Consider the following 15,698-nt stretch of genomic DNA (forward strand, 5'->3'; position numbering starts at 1 on the left):
AAGGTCAGGACGCCGAAAAACCCAATTTTGTGTACATGCCAGCCAGCGCCTGTTGATAGGCGTCAACGCTGAAGCGGTTGGACTGGATCAGGCCACGAGCCTGTAGATCTTCACGCAGAGCATCATCCGCATCGAGCGTTCTTATACCTGCCGTCATGGCACGTACATCGTAAGGATCTACCATAATCGCGGCATCACCGGCGACCTCTGGCAAGGAGCCGCCGGTGGATGTCAGTACAGCGGTACCCAGCGCCATGGATTCAAGAACCGGTAGGCCGAAACCTTCGTAGAGAGACGGGAACAGGGTGGCCTTAGCGCCTCGGATCATGCTGACCAATAGACTGAAGGGCATGTATTCATACTGGCGAATGCGTTCTGCACTAGGACCGCCATCGCGTTTAACCTGATTGAGAAGCGCCACTTCACCCGCTTCAAGCCAGCCGTTTCCGCCAATCAAGACCAGTGGCGTCTGAGAACCAGAAGCTAGATAGGCTTCGACCACACGACCCAGATTTTTCTTGGGTTCAATGGCTCCGAAATGCAGGAAGTAGTTCTTCCAGCCCAAGCGGAAAATGCCTTCCAATTCGGTTTCGACATCCTCTTGTGGGCGTTGGGTCAGCGATTTAGGAAGATCAACAGCCTGATAGGTGTTGGTGATACGTTTTTCGGGAACATTCAGTATGCGGATCAGATCTTGTTTGGTGGTTTCTGATACGACCGCAATGTGATCTGCGCGTTTTACCACTTCCTGACACTGGGACATGAAGACGTCCTTGTCGTCCATCGTCGCGTGCGGCAGGCGCAACGGTATCAGGTCGTGGAAAGTATAGATGTTGGGAACGCCCTTGGCATAGGTTGGCAAGGGGCATGTCCAGTGCATGAGATCGGGTTTGGTAGAGCCGCTCTGTTCGCTAAAACTTACAGGGCTTGGCTTGCCGTAGGTGCGAAAACCGCGGTGCGCTAGCTCATAAAGGGAATTTGCCACCCAGAAGCTATCTGCGGCAGGTCGATTGCCGCCGGGCCAGATCACTTCCCCGGACGGCTTGACCGGATAGGCCGTGTGTCCGAAGCGCGATGTGTAGGTGCGCATCATGCGCTGGACCTTGGCCTTGCGATTCAGTTTTGAGGGCGGACGGGGCGCATCGATCAATGCGGTTTCATTGACGATGTTGTTAGCGCTGGTCTTCAGGGCGGGGCCGTAGAGGGCCTGGGTTTCGTAGTTCAGGCTTTTGAGATTTGACAGCAGATTACGGCCATAGGTGGCGATACCGGTGCCTTTGGGAAGGGCCAGATTGAAACCGTCGATGCAGATTTTGGTCATGAAGTCTTGGAAACTTTAGGCGGGCCAGCGGCCAGCGCGCGAAAGGGCGCTTGGGGCAGGGCGGTTAAGGTGCTGGCCGATCCAGCGGGCGGTGTCGATCAGAGCGTCCAGATCATAGCCGGTTTCAAAGCCGCCACGATGGAGGGCGTAGACGAGGTCTTCGGTGGCGAGGTTGCCGGTGGCTCCGGGGGCGAAGGGGCAGCCGCCGATGCCGCCGACCGAGGCGTCCAGAATGTCGATACCGGTTTCAATACCGGCATAGGCATTGGCTAGACCTGTATTACGGGTGTCATGAAAATGCAGGCGCAGCTTGGCGTCGTTAGCAACCTTACGGGCGGCCTCGACCTTTTTGGTGACGCTCCACGGATCGGCGACGCCAATGGTGTCGGCCAGTGCGATTTCCTTGAGGCCCATCTCGGCGACGCGGCCGACCATGTCGGTAACTTGATCGACCGAGATTTCGCCATCAAACGGACAGCCCCAGACGCAGGACAGGGTGGCGGACAGGGACGGGATGCCTTCGCCCGCACCTTCGGCATTGGCGCGACCGGCGACGATCTCTGACAACATCTGGATTTGTTGGTCAGGTGTCAGGCCCTGGTTTTTGACACCAAAGCCTTCGCTGACGGACAAGGAGACATTGACCTCATCCACGCCGGTGCCCAGCGCACGATCATAGCCTTTGCCGTTCAGCACCAGTCCGATGCGGCTGCGTCCTGCCTCATAGGGCAGGGCCGCCATGACCTCTTCGGCACCGGCCATTTGGGGTACATATTTGGGATGGACGAAGCTGACTGCCTCAATGCGGCGAGCACCTGCAGCCTCTAGGCGGCGCACGAACTCGGCGCGGATGTCGGGTCCAAGGGTGACCTTTTCGTTTTGCAGGCCGTCGCGCGGGCCGACCTCTACGATTTCAATAAAACGACCCATTAACGCGCCTCGTTACTGTTCTTGGCTTGGCTACGCCCTACAGGGGCATAGACGGTCAGACGTACATCGTCGCCATTGGAATAGTTGTGACCTCGCACTTCCCCGACCGCCCGACCAGACGTTCCCATGTCGGACATGGCGGCGCGGAAGGCCGTATCATCACGAGCCTCTACAATGGCAGGGCGCCCTTCGGCCAGAGCCTTGGCGGCCCCGGCGGCGTCGGTCAACTGCGTCTCGCGTCCGGTCAGGAATACAAAGCTGGGTTCATGAAAACCGGTAATAGCGACTGGACCGGGAAGCTGTCCCTGCGCGGGATGGATGCCGGCCACCTCCATCGTCTTGACCAGTTGCGGAGCCACGGACAGAGGACGAAGCTGACGCAAGGTTCCGGCCAGACCGGCATGGGCGATAATGCCAAAGACCATAGCCGCCAGAACGGCCGTGATCGCAGCGCGGTTGACCAGCATGAAGCCACCGATAGCGGCGGCCATCATGGCGCAAACAATAGTGATATTGGCCCATGTCTGGGCGGTCGAGCGACCGAACTCGGTCAGGCCATACAGCACAATCAGACTGAGTAGACCGGCGACCAGTAGGCCCAGTGCCGCGCCCGCCCAGCGTGAGATGCGCCCGATAGGTTGAGTCAGTGCTGCTGCCATCAAAAGGGCCAAAGCCCCGAAGGTCGGCAAGGTGTAGTGGACCAGCTTGGTCGGGGCCAGTTCGAACATAATCCAGGCTGGTATCAGCCAGCACAGGGCAAAGCGGATCAGCGGCTCCGAGCGACGCTGCCATCCGGTCACAAGCGCAGCAGGCAGCATCAGAGTGGCGGGAAACAGAAGCAGCGGTGCCAGTAACAAATAGGTGCCAAATGGCGCGCCGTGGCTTTCATGTGCCCCCGCCAGTTTGGGGGCCAGATCACCACCCAGAGCTTCGCGCCAGAAGCCTCCATCGGTTGCAATGGTGATGGCAATGGCCCACGGGCCGATCATCAGGGCCAGCAGAGGCAAGCCCCAGCCCCAGCCCAGCTTGCCCAGCCAGCGGATATTACGATCCCACAGGCTGAGAGAAATCATGGTCAGGGCAATGACCATGGGACCAATCGGTCCCTTGATGAGTATCGACAGTCCGATCCCGGCCCAGAATAACAGTTTGTGCAGCCGCTCGGGTGTCTGCCCCGCTCGCGTGGCCAGATAGATACGCGCCAGAGCCGCCAGAGACAGTGTGGTCAGACCACACAACATGGCGTCGGTCTTGGCGATGCCTGCCTCGGTCGAGAGCAGGAATGTGGTTCCGAGAATGGCACCCGCCAGAAAACCGGCGCGATTTCCTAGGGTCGCAGCCCCCAACCATGCCACGGCCCAAGCGGCCAGCATCGCCCCGAACAGCGAAGGCAGGCGATAGGGCTGGATAGCACGATCGGCCGGGTCGGAAATCACGCCAACTACGGCCGCCTGCATCCAGTGGATACCGATGGGTTTTTTCCAGCGGGGATCATCCTGAAAGCGGATGTCGACATAATCGCCCGTTTCCAGCATCTGCGAGGTGGCCTGCGCAAAGCGGCTCTCGTCGCGGTCCAAAGGCGGCAACAGCAACAGCCCGGGCAAACCGGCAAGCATGGTCAGCAGGGCCGCCATTACGGGGCCACGCCATCCGGCGATAAATCGATCCAGGTTCGGGCGCGTCATACGGGCATTGGTATCATGCGTTGCCAAAGAGACGAAAGCTTTTGGCGTGCATAGAATTTTGACGAAGTATCGGACTTTGAAGGAAGTCTGGAATACAGCCCGTTTCGTCTGTCACAAGGATGGGTTACAGCGGAACCATGAGCGGTATTTTGAAACCTGTTTCTTCGTCCGAAACGCCCGATATTTCGGTAGTCGTACCTGTGCATGACGAGGCAGGTGCGGCCGTCACCTTGGCACGGGATATCGCCACGGCTTTTGCTGGACGATCCTACGAAATGCTCTTTGTGGACGATGCCAGCCGCGATGACACGCTGAGCCTGTTGCAGGGCGCGATAAAAGACATGCCGCAATTGCGTGTTTTGGCGCACGGCACCAATGCGGGTCAGAGCCGTGCGGTGCGCACCGGCGTTCTGGCTGCACGAGGCGGAATCATTGTCACGCTGGATGGTGATGGCCAGAACCCGCCCCATGATGCACCGCGTTTAGTGGATCTGCTTCAGGCTTCGCCGGAAGATGTGGCGCTGGTCGGCGGGCGACGCGCGAAGCGTCAGGACAGCGCTGCCAAGCGTCGGGCCTCGTTGTGGGCGAACCGGATCCGCAAGAACCTGTTGAAAGATGATGCCGACGATACGGGCTGCGGGCTCAAAGTCTTCCGTCGCGAAGCCTATCTGCGTCTTCCCTATTTTGATCACATGCATCGCTATCTTCCGGCTCTGATGATCCGCGAAGGGTATCGCAACCTGTATCTGGATGTGGATCACCGCCATCGCGAGACGGGCCGCTCCAAATATACCAACTGGGGACGGCTCAAGGCCTCGATCTGGGACATGCTGGGCGTGATCTGGCTTCAGGCACGCCTGCGCTCGCCGGGCAAGGTTACCGAATACGGTGCACCGGAAGCTTAAGTCCTAGCTGAAGGCCAGAAAGATCAGGCTGACGACAGCGGTTTCAAACAGGCGGCTGGTGACAGACAGGATCGACAGCATGGGTGGCTCCGTGACGTGGTGTCACGACAGTCAGCAAATGCGATGCCACAGATATATCGGGACTAGATTTCGGTTTTCTTGCGCACGCCGGTGGGCGGGCGGCGGTCGTTAGGGCCTGAATATTCGCGGCTCAGATAGGTGCTGCGGGCAGTATCCAGTATCTCTGGCCCACCGCGCAGGCCGCGTTTCTTGCCCGGTTGTCCGAGTATCTGGGCGGCAAAGGCCGCCGGGGGAGGCGGCGATACCGAGGCAGGCTTTGCCGGGCGCGAAGCCGCATCATCTTCATGATTGGATGTAGAGATCAGCGACTTGGTATCGGGCGTGGGTTTCTGGCGGCGCTCGCCCTGCCGACGTTCGCCATCACGTTGCTCCATCGTATCGGCGATGGAGGTGCGGGTGATGGCGTTTACAGGCGGGATCGGCGCGGTCATGCCAGCCTGCTTCAGGTGCCGGAAGACTTGGACAGACGATCCAGCTGTTCGCGCATGGCATCCATCTGGCGGCGCATCTCGCTCAGATCGTCATCCTTGCTGGTGGCTTTGTTGTCATCGGCGGCGTCAGCAGATGCGGGTGTCTCGGTAGAAGCGGGTTGATAGCCAAAACCGGGGAACATACGCATGGTCCGCTCGAAGATGGCCATGTTCTGGCGTACGGCTTCTTCCATGATGTTACTGCCGGGCGTCTGGGCAAAAGCCTTGGTGAACTGTTGGCGCAGTTCGTCCTGCTGGCGGGTAAAACGATCCAGCGACATTTCCAGATAGGACGGCAGGACGGCCTGCATGTTGTCGCCATAATAGCCAATCAGTTGTCGCAGGAACTGAACCGGCAGCAGGGCCTCGCCGCGATTTTCCTGTTCGAAGATGATTTGGGTCAGGATTTGACGCGTCAGGTCTTCGTTCGATTTGGCATCATGGACGGTGAATTCGATACCCTGACGGACCATCTGGGCCAGATCGTCCAGCGTCACATAGCTGCTGGTCGCCGTATTGTAGAGGCGGCGGTTGGCATACTTTTTAATGACGACGGTACCCATTGATCTTCCACCCTCTGAAGACGTGTTTGCCACGCTTTTTCTCGCACTGTTTATGCGTGCACCATCCCGCATTGCGAGTGCGAAGGCGAGTCCGGATTTTCAAACTGTGGTGAAGGGCTCTGCTTAACCGGCAGCGGGAGCCAGCACGACGCCGATCAGAATGGCTGTCCAATGCATTCCGGCACCTGCGACGACAAAGCTGTGCCAGATGGCGCGGCGATATTTAAGGGCGCGGTTGATGAAGAACAGCACACCGACCGTATAAGTCACGCCACCGGCGACCAACAGTCCAAGGGCAACCGGCGATACCGTGTCGATCATCGGCTTAATGGCAAACACAATCAGCCAGCCGAACAGGACATAGACACAGGACCAGAAGATGTCCGACAGACGTGGCACGAACATCTTGGCAAAGGCCCCGCCCAGACCGATCGTCCAGACCAGCAGGGTAAAGCCGACCGATAGCGCACCCTCGAAGCGCTGGGTGGTGATAGGGGTATAGCTGCCTGCAATCATCAAAAAGATAAAGGCTTCGTCCAGACGTCGCAGCACGGGTCGTGCGGCACATGGATGGGTCTGGTTGTAGATGGTCGAAGCGGTCAGCATGCCGATCAGGCACAGACTGTAGAGCAGGGTCGCCGCTACGGCACCGATACCGGCATAGATGCCTGCCAGTGTCGCCAGAACCCCCGCACCGATCAGGGCTAGAACCAGACCGACCGCATGCACCAGAAGATCGGCTCGCTTGGCTCCGAGACTGGCATAATGCTCTTCCATATCCAGCGCGTCGGGCGTGGTCATGATGCGCAAAAGGCGTCGGCCAAGATTGAGCTTTTCTATAGGGGGCATTTCGGTCATCGGGCGGGCTCCCTTTTGGAGAGGCTGTAAGCGAACTCAGTCAGGACACTCTAAGACTATAATAGGCAGGAAGATGTCTGGAAGCTGAATCGTTCCGGCTTGATGCACCAAAGGGCTGCTTGCGCCCTAAATGCTGCATGTGCGAAGAAGGTGAAAATCTTCAGGGAGTGAATATCTTGAAAGACGTTGTCATCGTTTCCGCCGCCCGTACGCCAGTGGGCTCTTTCCTTGGTGCGCTGTCGTCGCTGCCTGCCTCGAAGCTTGGCGAAGTCGCTATCAAAGGCGCACTGGAACGCGCCGGTGTCTCGGGCGAGGAGGTGGACGAGGTCATCCTCGGTCAAGTGCTCCAAGCCGGTGCAGGCCAAGGCCCCGCCCGTCAGGCTGCCATCAATGCGGGTGTCCGCAAGGAAGCGGCGGCTTGGTCGCTGAACCAACTGTGCGGTTCGGGCCTGCGCGCTGTCGCTCTGGGCTATCAGCAGATCGCTACGGGCGATGCCAATATTGTCGTCGTCGGTGGTCAGGAATCCATGTCGCAGGCTCCGCACCTGCAACAACTGCGCAATGGCCACAAGATGGGCGCTGTGACCTTTGAAGATCATATGCTGCGTGACGGCCTGCTGGATGCCTTCCACGGCTATCACATGGGCCAGACCGCCGAGAACATCGCCAACAAGTGGGAACTGTCGCGCGCCGAACAGGACCAGTTTGCGGTCACCAGCCAGAACAAGGCCGAGGCCGCTCAAAAGGCAGGCAAGTTCGCCGATGAAATCGTTCCGGTGACCGTGCCGGGCCGCAAGGGCGATGTGGTTGTCGATCAGGACGAATATATCCGCCACGGCGCGACTATCGAGGCCATGGAAAAACTGCGTCCGGCCTTTGTAAAGGACGGTTCGGTGACGGCGGCGAACGCCTCGGGCATCAATGACGGGGCCGCCGCTCTGGTGCTGATGAGCGCCGAAGAAGCCGCCAAGCGCGGTCTAGAACCGCTGGCCCGCATCGCCTCGTGGGCGACCGCTGGTGTTGATCCGGCCATCATGGGCACCGGTCCCATTCCGGCCTCGATCGCCGCGCTGAAAAAGGCAGGCTGGGAAGTGGCCGACCTCGACCTGATCGAGTCGAACGAAGCCTTTGCCGCCCAGTCGCTATGCGTGGTCAAGGAACTGAACCTCGATCCGGCCAAGGTAAACGTCAATGGCGGTGCCATTGCCATCGGTCACCCGGTCGGGGCCTCGGGTGCGCGCATCCTGACCACCCTGCTGTTCGAGATGAAGCGCTCGGATGCGAAGAAGGGTCTGGCGACCCTGTGCGTCGGCGGCGGCATGGGCGTGGCCCTGTGCGTCGAACGCGCTTAACGCTCAGGCTTGATGCCAAAGGAAACGGCCGGTGGTTCATCCACCGGCCGTTTTGTTTTGAGCCCTGCGCCTAGAAGGCCCGACGCCAGTGGGCGAGGAAGGCATAGCCGGGCTTGGCGTCGCGCTGATGCTGTTCGTTGCGGATGGCGGTGGCCTCGAACTGGAGGGTGGCACCGTCCGACAGGGCGTGGATGCTGCGCATGCTGAAATCGATCTGGCGGCCCGACGGGCTGGCCGAGAAACGGCGCACCGAGAAGGTCACCGGATCGAAATAATCTAGAGGCGTATCGGCCAGAGTAGCGCTGAAGGTGCCGCTTTCAACGCGCAGGGGCTGGCTGATCTGCCAGCTCAACTGCTGACAGCCCAGCAGCTCGAACGGGCACAGTGCCAGCATTTGCAGGCGCCAGTTGCTGCTGATGGCCTTGTCTTCCAGCGACATGAAGCGGCCGTCGATTGCGGTGCTGCCGATACCGCCTTCGGCCACAAAGGCCAGACCGTTGGCCATCTGCCAGTTCCCGCCTATGGCCGCAAAGGTGGTGTTGGCCGGAAGGGCCAGATCACTGCTGGTAGGCATATAGGCACCCAGCGGCCCCATGCGCTCGTCAAGTTGGCCAAGGCTGAAGGACAGGCCGCCCGCGCCCTTGCGCCAGTCCAGACCGAAGCGAGCATATTTGGCGGCGTCGCGCTCGACAGATTGCAGCGGGGCGCGACGGTCGCCGCCTCCACTTTCGGCGGTGACATTGAAATGACCGAGGGTTTCGTCCTGAAAGTTTAGCGAGCCACGCACGGCGTGATTGGCCTGTGCGAGGGCGGTGAAACCATCGCCCGCGCCGGTGCGGAAGGGCGAGCGGGCACCGCCTTCGCCCTGCCATGCAGCAAAGGAAACGTGCGGCGTGTCGATCGCCACCATGGCTTCGCGGCGGGTTTCGGTGCCCAGCCACGGGGCCGAGTACAGGTCATGGCGAGGCAATAGCGGTTCCGGTTCCAGCATGGGCTGGGCGGCGCTCAGCGACAGGGTACTACCGGCAGGACCAAGGGTCGTCACGCGCGTCTGAACGATGGGTGGGGCCAGATCGGGTTGGAAGCTGCGGCGCGGCGCGGCGCGATAGCTGCCGGCCAGATTGACCGTGAACAGGCGTGAATATTGGTCATAGGCAATGGTGCCCAGACTATCGGTGCGGGAAATGGCGTCACCAAAGGCAGCGCCTGCATAGGTGCCCGGCGGCACATCCAGACCAATGGCTGTGGCCGAGGTTGCGCTCGGCGAAGAGGTTCGGCCAATCGGCTGGAAGGCCCGCTCGATATCCAGCTTGCCGCGACCCCAGACGATATCGGTGCCGGTATCACCGGCATCTGCCGCCGAGGTCAGCAGGATATCGACAATCTCGCGCCCCGAAAGGTTGGGGAAGGCCTGTTTCAACAGCGCCATGGCACCGGCCACGGCCGGAGACGAGAAGGATGTGCCGGAAATCTCCCAGCAACTGGTGTCATCACAGTCGGCAATGATTTTTTCGCCCGGCGCGGAAATATAGGCCGTCTGGTTGACACCGGCGCGGTTGGAAAACGAGGACATGCCGCCCGTTACGCCATGGGAGCCAACAACGATGATGCTACCGGCAAAGCGGGGATCCGTCGCATAGCGGCCCGGCCATGACGGGTTGACCTCGCCCTCATTGCCCGATGAGATGGCAATAATGGCACCGGCATTGACCGCCCGCAGCAGGGCCTGTTCGAAGGTGAGCCCCATAGAGCTTTCACCGCCCAGCGACATATTGATGATGCGGGCTCCGTTGGCGACGGCATAATCAAGGGCACGGGCGAGGTCAGAGCTTTTGAAACAGACATCGTCTTCGGGTTTGGTGCATTCGCTGACATCGGCGCGGATGGCCAGAATGGTGGATTCATGGGCCACACCGATGGTGCCGCGCCTGTTGTGCGGGGCGGCGATCACGCTGGCGACACGGGTGCCGTGGCGGTCGGGGCTTTCCAGTGTGTTGCGGCCCATAACGATGTCGGTCGAGGCCGCAGAGACGTTGACGCCAAGGTCGGGATGGTTGGCGGTCATGCCGCTGTCGATGACGGCGACCGATACACCCCTGCCTGTGGCACCGGTCTGCCATGCCGAAATCGCTTTGGCGTCGGCGATGCCCCAGTTGCGCGTGTACTCACGCGAATTGACGTCCGGCACGGTCGCCGGAGGGGGGCGGTGGTGGAGGAGGGGAGGCGGCGGTGGTGGGGGCGGAGGGACAGGCGTAGGCGTTGCTGCGCCTCCGCCACCACCGCCGCCACCACAGGCCGCGAGAGGAACAGCCATCAGCAGAATGGCACTGAATGACAGCGCCAAGGATTTGATCCGCATCCGTTCCATCCTGCGCACTCCATGATGAGGAAGTTTTCGACAGCCAGACTAGGTCACAACAGTTAACCAACCGATGCAATCTTAATGATGCCAGCCATGAAAAAAGGGCCGACCCTGACGGCCGACCCTTTGATCTTGCAGAACGAATATGCGCGAAAACCTTAGTCGCGCAGCAACTCGTTCACACCTGTTTTGGCGCGGGTCTGGGCATCCACGCGCTTGACGATGACGGCGCAATACAGCGACGGACCGCCGTTCGGATCGGGCAGCGAACCCGGAACCACGACCGAATAGGCCGGAACCTCGCCACGGAAGATTTCGCCGGTGGCGCGGTCAACAATCTTGGTCGAAGCGGACAGGAAGACGCCCATGGCCAGAACGGCCCCTTCGCGCACGATCACGCCTTCGGCGACCTCGGCACGGGCACCGATGAAGCAGCCGTCCTCGATGATGGTCGGGTTGGCTTGCAGCGGCTCCAGCACGCCGCCGATACCGGCACCGCCCGACAGGTGGACGTTCTTGCCGATCTGGGCGCACGAGCCGACCGTGGCCCAGGTATCGACCATGGTGCCTTCACCGACATAAGCGCCGATGTTCACGAAGGACGGCATCAGAACGACCGACTTGGCGATGTGCGCGCCGTGACGCACGATAGCCCCCGGAACCGAACGGAAACCTGCGGTCTGGTAGTCGGTGGTGGTCCAGTCACCGAACTTGTTCGGGACCTTGTCGAAGAATGGGCCGATGCCGGGAGCCGGGCTGTTCATGCCACGGTCGCCTGCGCGCATGATGACATTGTCGTTCAGGCGGAAGCCCAGCAGCACAGCTTTCTTCAGCCACTGGTGGGTGGTCCAGACGCCGTCATCGCCACGGGTGGCGACGCGTGCCTCGCCCGAGTCCAGCATGTCGAGAGCCGTCTCGACAGCCTCGCGCACTTCCCCATGGGTAGAGGCATTGATATCGGCGCGGGCTTCCCATGCCGCTTCGATAACGGCTTCAAGCTGAGCGTGTTTGGTCATACGGAATCTCCGTCAAGAATGGCGGTGGTCAGGAAGGGCGGCAGGGAGGCCGCGCGATAATCGATAAACTCGCCCTCGGCGCTGAAGGCTTTGGGCCCGACCAGAACCGTGGTCATGCCGATAGCCTTGGCGGGTTCTAGATTTTGGGGGGTGTCTTCAAAGAAGCAGGCCGTGGCCGGATCAATACCGAAACGGACCAGCATCTTATGGAAGGTACGCGGATCGGGTTTGGGAATCAGGTCGGCGTCTTCGAGTGCAAACACGCCCTCAAACAGGTCATCAATGCCCAGCTTCTTCAGCACGCGATGGGCGTGAACGGTCGAGCCATTGGTGAAGATGAAGCGGCGGCCTTGAAGGCGTTCCAGTCCCAGGCGCAGAGCTGTATCTGGCTCCAAAACGTCTAGGGGCACATCGTGAACTTCGGCCAAAAAATGATGCGGGTCGATCTGATATCGGGTCATCAGTCCGGCCAGCGAGGTGCCATAATCATGCAGAAAGGATTTCTGCATCACCAGCGCCTCGTCGGCAGGCAGGCCCGAGGTGCGCACCACATAATCGTTGATGCGCTGTTCCACGAGACCCATGAACTGGTTCTCGACCGGATAGAGGGTGTTATCGAGGTCGAAAACCCATGATTTTATTCCCCGTAAATCCGTCGAGATATCGGTGGGCAGTGGCTCTATGGAGAGGTTGATCAACGGGCCGTCACCAGCGTACCGGCACCGTTTTCGGTGAACAGCTCCACCAACATGGCATGAGGGCGGCGGCCATCCAGAATAACCACAGCCTCAACCCCTGAACGGACTGCCGCCATGGCGGTTTCCAGTTTGGGGATCATGCCGCCTGTGGCGACACCGTCATTAATCAACTTCTGTGCGTCTTCGAGATTCATCTGGCGGATAATCTCGCCATCGGCACCCTTGACGCCCGGAACGTCCGTCAACAGCAGCATGCGCTTGGCATTCAGCGAACCGGCGATGGCACCGGCCACCGTGTCGGCATTGACATTATAGGTCAGGCCGTCCTCGGCCACGCCGATGGGGGCGATGACCGGAACCCAGTCCTCGGTCTCGGAGGCAATCAGGCCCTTGATCAGCTTGGGGTCAACCTTGGTCGGCTCGCCGACAAAGCCCAGATCGACCTCGTGTTCGATCATGCTGTCGGGGTCGCGCTTGGTGCGGCGCGTTTTCTCGACGGTCAGCAGACCGGCATCCTTGCCCGACAGACCGACGCCGCGCACATCGGCTTCCTTGCCGGCGACGGTGATCCAGTGGGCGATCTCTTTATTAACCGCGCCCGACAGGACCATTTCGGCCACAGCCATCGTGTCTTTGTCGGTAACGCGCAGGCCGTCTACAAAAGCGGATTTGACCCCCGCCTTGTCCAGCATGGCGCTGATTTGCGGTCCACCGCCGTGCACGACCACTGGGTTCACACCCATCAGTTTCAGGAGCACCACATCGGCGGCAAACTGCTTGGCCACGGCGCTTTCGCCCATGGCATGGCCGCCATATTTAATGACCACAGTCTCCCGGTCATAGACCTGGATATAGGGCAGGGCCTCGGCAAGGGTCTTTGCCGTCTCCCAGCTGCGCTCTTCGGATTGCCGATCAACTTCGTTCATAGCCGCGCGCATAGCGCTCTAGCGACCCTAAGTCACCCTCGAAACAGGAATAAGAATACGAAAGCCGTAAAGGTTTTGCGCCAGCATACGGGACGTACCCTAGGCGGCGCGCTGCGTTTCTTCGCAGGGTTGAATGCGCAATTCTTATGTGCTGTCTTGCCCGTTCGCGATGCTAATCGTCTGCCGACTATAAATATTTGGCGTCTTTCGCTCACCATTACCGAGGATTGTTTTGGCGCTTTATCCTGTGATTATGTGCGGTGGTTCCGGCACGCGTTTGTGGCCTGCTTCGCGACCTTCACGCCCGAAACAGTTCATACCTCTGAGCGGTAACCGGTCGCTTTTTCAGGAAACGGTGCTGCGTGTCGTGCCAATGGTTCAGGCTCCTGGCCGTATCATTGTGGTTGGTGGCGTGGTGCACCGTGCACTTATCGTCGAACAATTAGAGGCTATCGGCGTTAGCGCCCAGATTCTGCTGGAGCCGGAAGGGCGGGATTCCGCGCCGGCCATGGCCGCAGCGGCGGCATGGACACTGACCCAGGATGCAGATGGCATTAATGTCTTTGTCTCATCGGATCATTATGTGCCTGATCGTGCCGCGTTCCAGGCCGCGATTACGCAGGCCGTACGCGGTGCCGAAGCTGGACGAATTGTGACGCTCGGTATCAAGCCAAGCGAACCGGCAACGGCCTATGGATATATAGCGCCTTCGGGATCGGGGCTTTCGGATGTTCGCCAGTTCATCGAAAAACCGGATAAGGCGGCAGCCCAGAGCTTGGTCAATGCAGGCTATCTTTGGAATGCAGGCATTTTTATTTGCCGCGCCGATGTGCTGAAAAACGAGTTCGAGGTCTGTGAATCGACCGTTTGGCCGTTGGCCGAGCGTAGCCTTGCGGGCGTGGGGCACCATACGCTGGCGGTTTTAGGTAGCGCCTTTAGCAAGGCCCCTAAAATCTCGATCGACTATGCGGTGATGGAGAACACCCAAAAGGCCAGTGTCCTGGAGGTGGATTTCCACTGGTCTGATCTTGGCTCATGGGATGCCCTGGCGGCGCGTGGAGACGGCGAATACGGCACCCATATTTTTGAAGATGCCGAAGGCTGTATGGTCCGTGCGCCCGAGGGCACGCTGGTGGCCGCTTTAGGCGTGCGTGATCTTGGCATTATTGTCGAGAATGATGCTGTTCTGGTGTGCGACCTGTCGCGCGCCCAAGAAGTTAAAAAGATTGTCGAGCGGGTAAAGTTGCTCTCGCCCCAGCATCTGGATTTTAAAAAAGCCGAAACGCCCTCGTTGCAGGATAGCGGCAAGCGCTTTTTCGAATGGATGAAATTGCGCGCTCTGCCGGTCTGGCATTCAATGGGGCAGGACGAGGACGGTGTTTTTGCAGAGGCGCTGACCCTGTCGGGTGAACAGACGACGCTGACGCATCGGCTGCGCGTTCAAACTCGACAGATCTATTGTTTTGCCGAGGCGGGGGCGTTGGGCTGGGCGGGGCGCTGGCGCTCGACGCTTGAGAGTGGCGTTGAAGCTCTGGAGCGATTTTACCATAAGGGTGGTGCAGACTGGCTACCGGCCATTCATTGTGACCGCTCGCCGGTCTTGGGGGAGACACTGGTCTATGATCAGGCTTTTGTGCTGTTTGCCTTGGCGGCGGCGGCACGGCACGATGTTGCAGCGGAACGCTCAAGGGCTCAGGCAAAATCATTGCTGGATCATCTGCGACAGAATCGTTTGCCACAGGGCGGCTTGCGAGAAAGCGGAGCGCATCCGTTCCAGTCCAATGCGCATATGCATCTGTTAGAGGCTTCTCTGGCTTGGGCAGAAGTGGATGATGATCCTCTCTGGCTGGATTTCGCTGATGAGATCGTGGCGTTGGCAATGGCCTATTTCATTGATGGCGAAACAGGCTGCCTGCGAGAATTTTTTGACGAGCAGTGGAAGCCGGCGGCTGGAGATGCGGGTCGTATTATTGAACCGGGCCACCAGTTCGAGTGGATGTGGTTGCTCAGCCGCTATGCGCAGTTCCGTGATCGCACCGATATTACTACTGTAGCTTTGCGTCTCTATTCATGGGGTCAACGCGGATACTGGGACCCAGCCAGTGTAATGGTGGATACGTTGAATGAGGACGGGTCTGCTCGCGTCCGCCGCGCACGTCTATGGCCGCAGGCAGAGTGGCTGCGTGCTGCGCTTCTTATGGCCGAGATGGCCCCGCGTTCGGAGCGCAAAACCTATCTGGACGATGCTAATTCGGCCCTGCAAGGATTGAACCTCTATTTGACGGATAGAGGGCTTTGGCGGGACAAACGCGTCTCGAACCTAAGCTTTATCGACGAGCCAGCACCGGCGACATCTCTGTATCACATCATGGGAGCCTGTAATCAGTTGGCGAAAACGGACAAGGCGCTGCGGCTGGGGATATTGTCGAACGGTGTTGCTACGGCTTTGTCATGAACCGGGTGATTTGCGACATGTGTTTGTACGATCCGGCTTTCTTTTCTTAACACTTATTTACAGCTTGTAGCCTCAA

Annotated in this window: 13 protein-coding genes; 3 read left to right on the forward strand and 10 right to left on the reverse strand. The window is 59.6% G+C overall.

Translation table 11 applies throughout. The features are described from left to right. Positions 1 to 4 precede the first annotated feature (4 nt). The 3 genes from WEU32_RS02520 to WEU32_RS02530 are packed head-to-tail and all read right to left on the reverse strand — an operon-like array spanning position 5 to position 3,936. Entirely contained in the window at positions 5 to 1,321 is a 1,317-nt protein-coding gene (locus WEU32_RS02520) for a glycosyltransferase family 4 protein (RefSeq protein WP_406852755.1), read from the reverse strand. Positions 1,322 to 1,336: 15 nt separating this feature from the next. Further along, entirely contained in the window at positions 1,337 to 2,251 is a 915-nt protein-coding gene (locus WEU32_RS02525; RefSeq protein WP_406852756.1) for a hydroxymethylglutaryl-CoA lyase, read from the reverse strand. Beyond that, positions 2,251 to 3,936, reverse strand: a complete 1,686-nt coding sequence (locus WEU32_RS02530; protein ID WP_406853483.1) for an ArnT family glycosyltransferase — start codon at positions 3,934 to 3,936, stop codon at positions 2,251 to 2,253. The genes WEU32_RS02525 and WEU32_RS02530 overlap by 1 nt, the downstream gene beginning before the upstream one ends. 137 nt (positions 3,937 to 4,073) lie before the next feature. Between WEU32_RS02530 and WEU32_RS02535 the strand changes: the two genes are divergently transcribed. After that, the gene (locus WEU32_RS02535) at positions 4,074 to 4,841 is read left to right on the forward strand and encodes a glycosyltransferase family 2 protein (RefSeq protein WP_312815270.1); all 768 of its coding nucleotides are present in this window, start codon (positions 4,074 to 4,076) and stop codon (positions 4,839 to 4,841) included. Between the two features lie 143 nt (positions 4,842 to 4,984). On the opposite strand, the gene WEU32_RS02540 is transcribed toward WEU32_RS02535, so the two are convergent. The 3 genes from WEU32_RS02540 to WEU32_RS02550 form a co-directional block, all read right to left on the reverse strand. Then, on the reverse strand, positions 4,985 to 5,353 hold the full coding sequence (locus tag WEU32_RS02540; protein ID WP_406852757.1) for a hypothetical protein: 369 nt from the start codon (positions 5,351 to 5,353) through the stop codon (positions 4,985 to 4,987). A gap of 11 nt (positions 5,354 to 5,364) precedes the next feature. After that, complete coding sequence (gene phaR, locus WEU32_RS02545) at positions 5,365 to 5,955, reverse strand: polyhydroxyalkanoate synthesis repressor PhaR (RefSeq protein WP_406852758.1); 591 nt, start codon at positions 5,953 to 5,955, stop codon at positions 5,365 to 5,367. 123 nt (positions 5,956 to 6,078) lie between these two features. Continuing rightward, the gene (locus WEU32_RS02550; RefSeq protein WP_312134879.1) at positions 6,079 to 6,813 is read right to left on the reverse strand and encodes a hemolysin III family protein; all 735 of its coding nucleotides are present in this window, start codon (positions 6,811 to 6,813) and stop codon (positions 6,079 to 6,081) included. 176 nt (positions 6,814 to 6,989) lie between these two features. Here WEU32_RS02550 and WEU32_RS02555 point away from each other — a divergent pair, with 176 nt between their 5' ends. Next, positions 6,990 to 8,165 (forward strand): acetyl-CoA C-acetyltransferase, encoded by a 1,176-nt coding sequence (locus tag WEU32_RS02555; RefSeq protein ID WP_406852759.1) that lies wholly within the window; start codon positions 6,990 to 6,992, stop codon positions 8,163 to 8,165. A gap of 70 nt (positions 8,166 to 8,235) precedes the next feature. Here WEU32_RS02555 and WEU32_RS02560 read toward each other — a convergent pair whose 3' ends face one another. From WEU32_RS02560 to argB, 4 genes are all read right to left on the reverse strand, one after another. Continuing rightward, positions 8,236 to 10,524 carry a S8 family peptidase gene (locus WEU32_RS02560; RefSeq protein WP_406852760.1) on the reverse strand — a complete coding sequence of 763 codons (2,289 nt, stop codon included), beginning with the start codon at positions 10,522 to 10,524 and terminating at the stop codon, positions 8,236 to 8,238. Positions 10,525 to 10,685: 161 nt separating this feature from the next. After that, positions 10,686 to 11,543, reverse strand: coding sequence for a 2,3,4,5-tetrahydropyridine-2,6-dicarboxylate N-succinyltransferase (gene dapD / locus WEU32_RS02565; protein WP_406852761.1), 858 nt, complete (start codon positions 11,541 to 11,543; stop codon positions 10,686 to 10,688). Then, positions 11,540 to 12,241 (reverse strand): pyrimidine 5'-nucleotidase, encoded by a 702-nt coding sequence (locus WEU32_RS02570; protein WP_406852762.1) that lies wholly within the window; start codon positions 12,239 to 12,241, stop codon positions 11,540 to 11,542. Before WEU32_RS02570 ends, dapD begins: the two co-directional genes overlap by 4 nt. After that, positions 12,238 to 13,167, reverse strand: coding sequence for an acetylglutamate kinase (argB, locus tag WEU32_RS02575; protein ID WP_406852763.1), 930 nt, complete (start codon positions 13,165 to 13,167; stop codon positions 12,238 to 12,240). The genes WEU32_RS02570 and argB overlap by 4 nt, the downstream gene beginning before the upstream one ends. A 232-nt stretch (positions 13,168 to 13,399) precedes the next feature. On the opposite strand from argB, the gene WEU32_RS02580 reads away from it, so the two are divergent. Next, positions 13,400 to 15,622, forward strand: coding sequence for an AGE family epimerase/isomerase (locus WEU32_RS02580; RefSeq protein ID WP_406852764.1), 2,223 nt, complete (start codon positions 13,400 to 13,402; stop codon positions 15,620 to 15,622). Positions 15,623 to 15,698 lie beyond the last annotated feature (76 nt).

The sequence above is a fragment of the Brevundimonas sp. BH3 genome (assembly GCF_045345115.1).
Lineage (GTDB): Bacteria > Pseudomonadota > Alphaproteobacteria > Caulobacterales > Caulobacteraceae > Brevundimonas.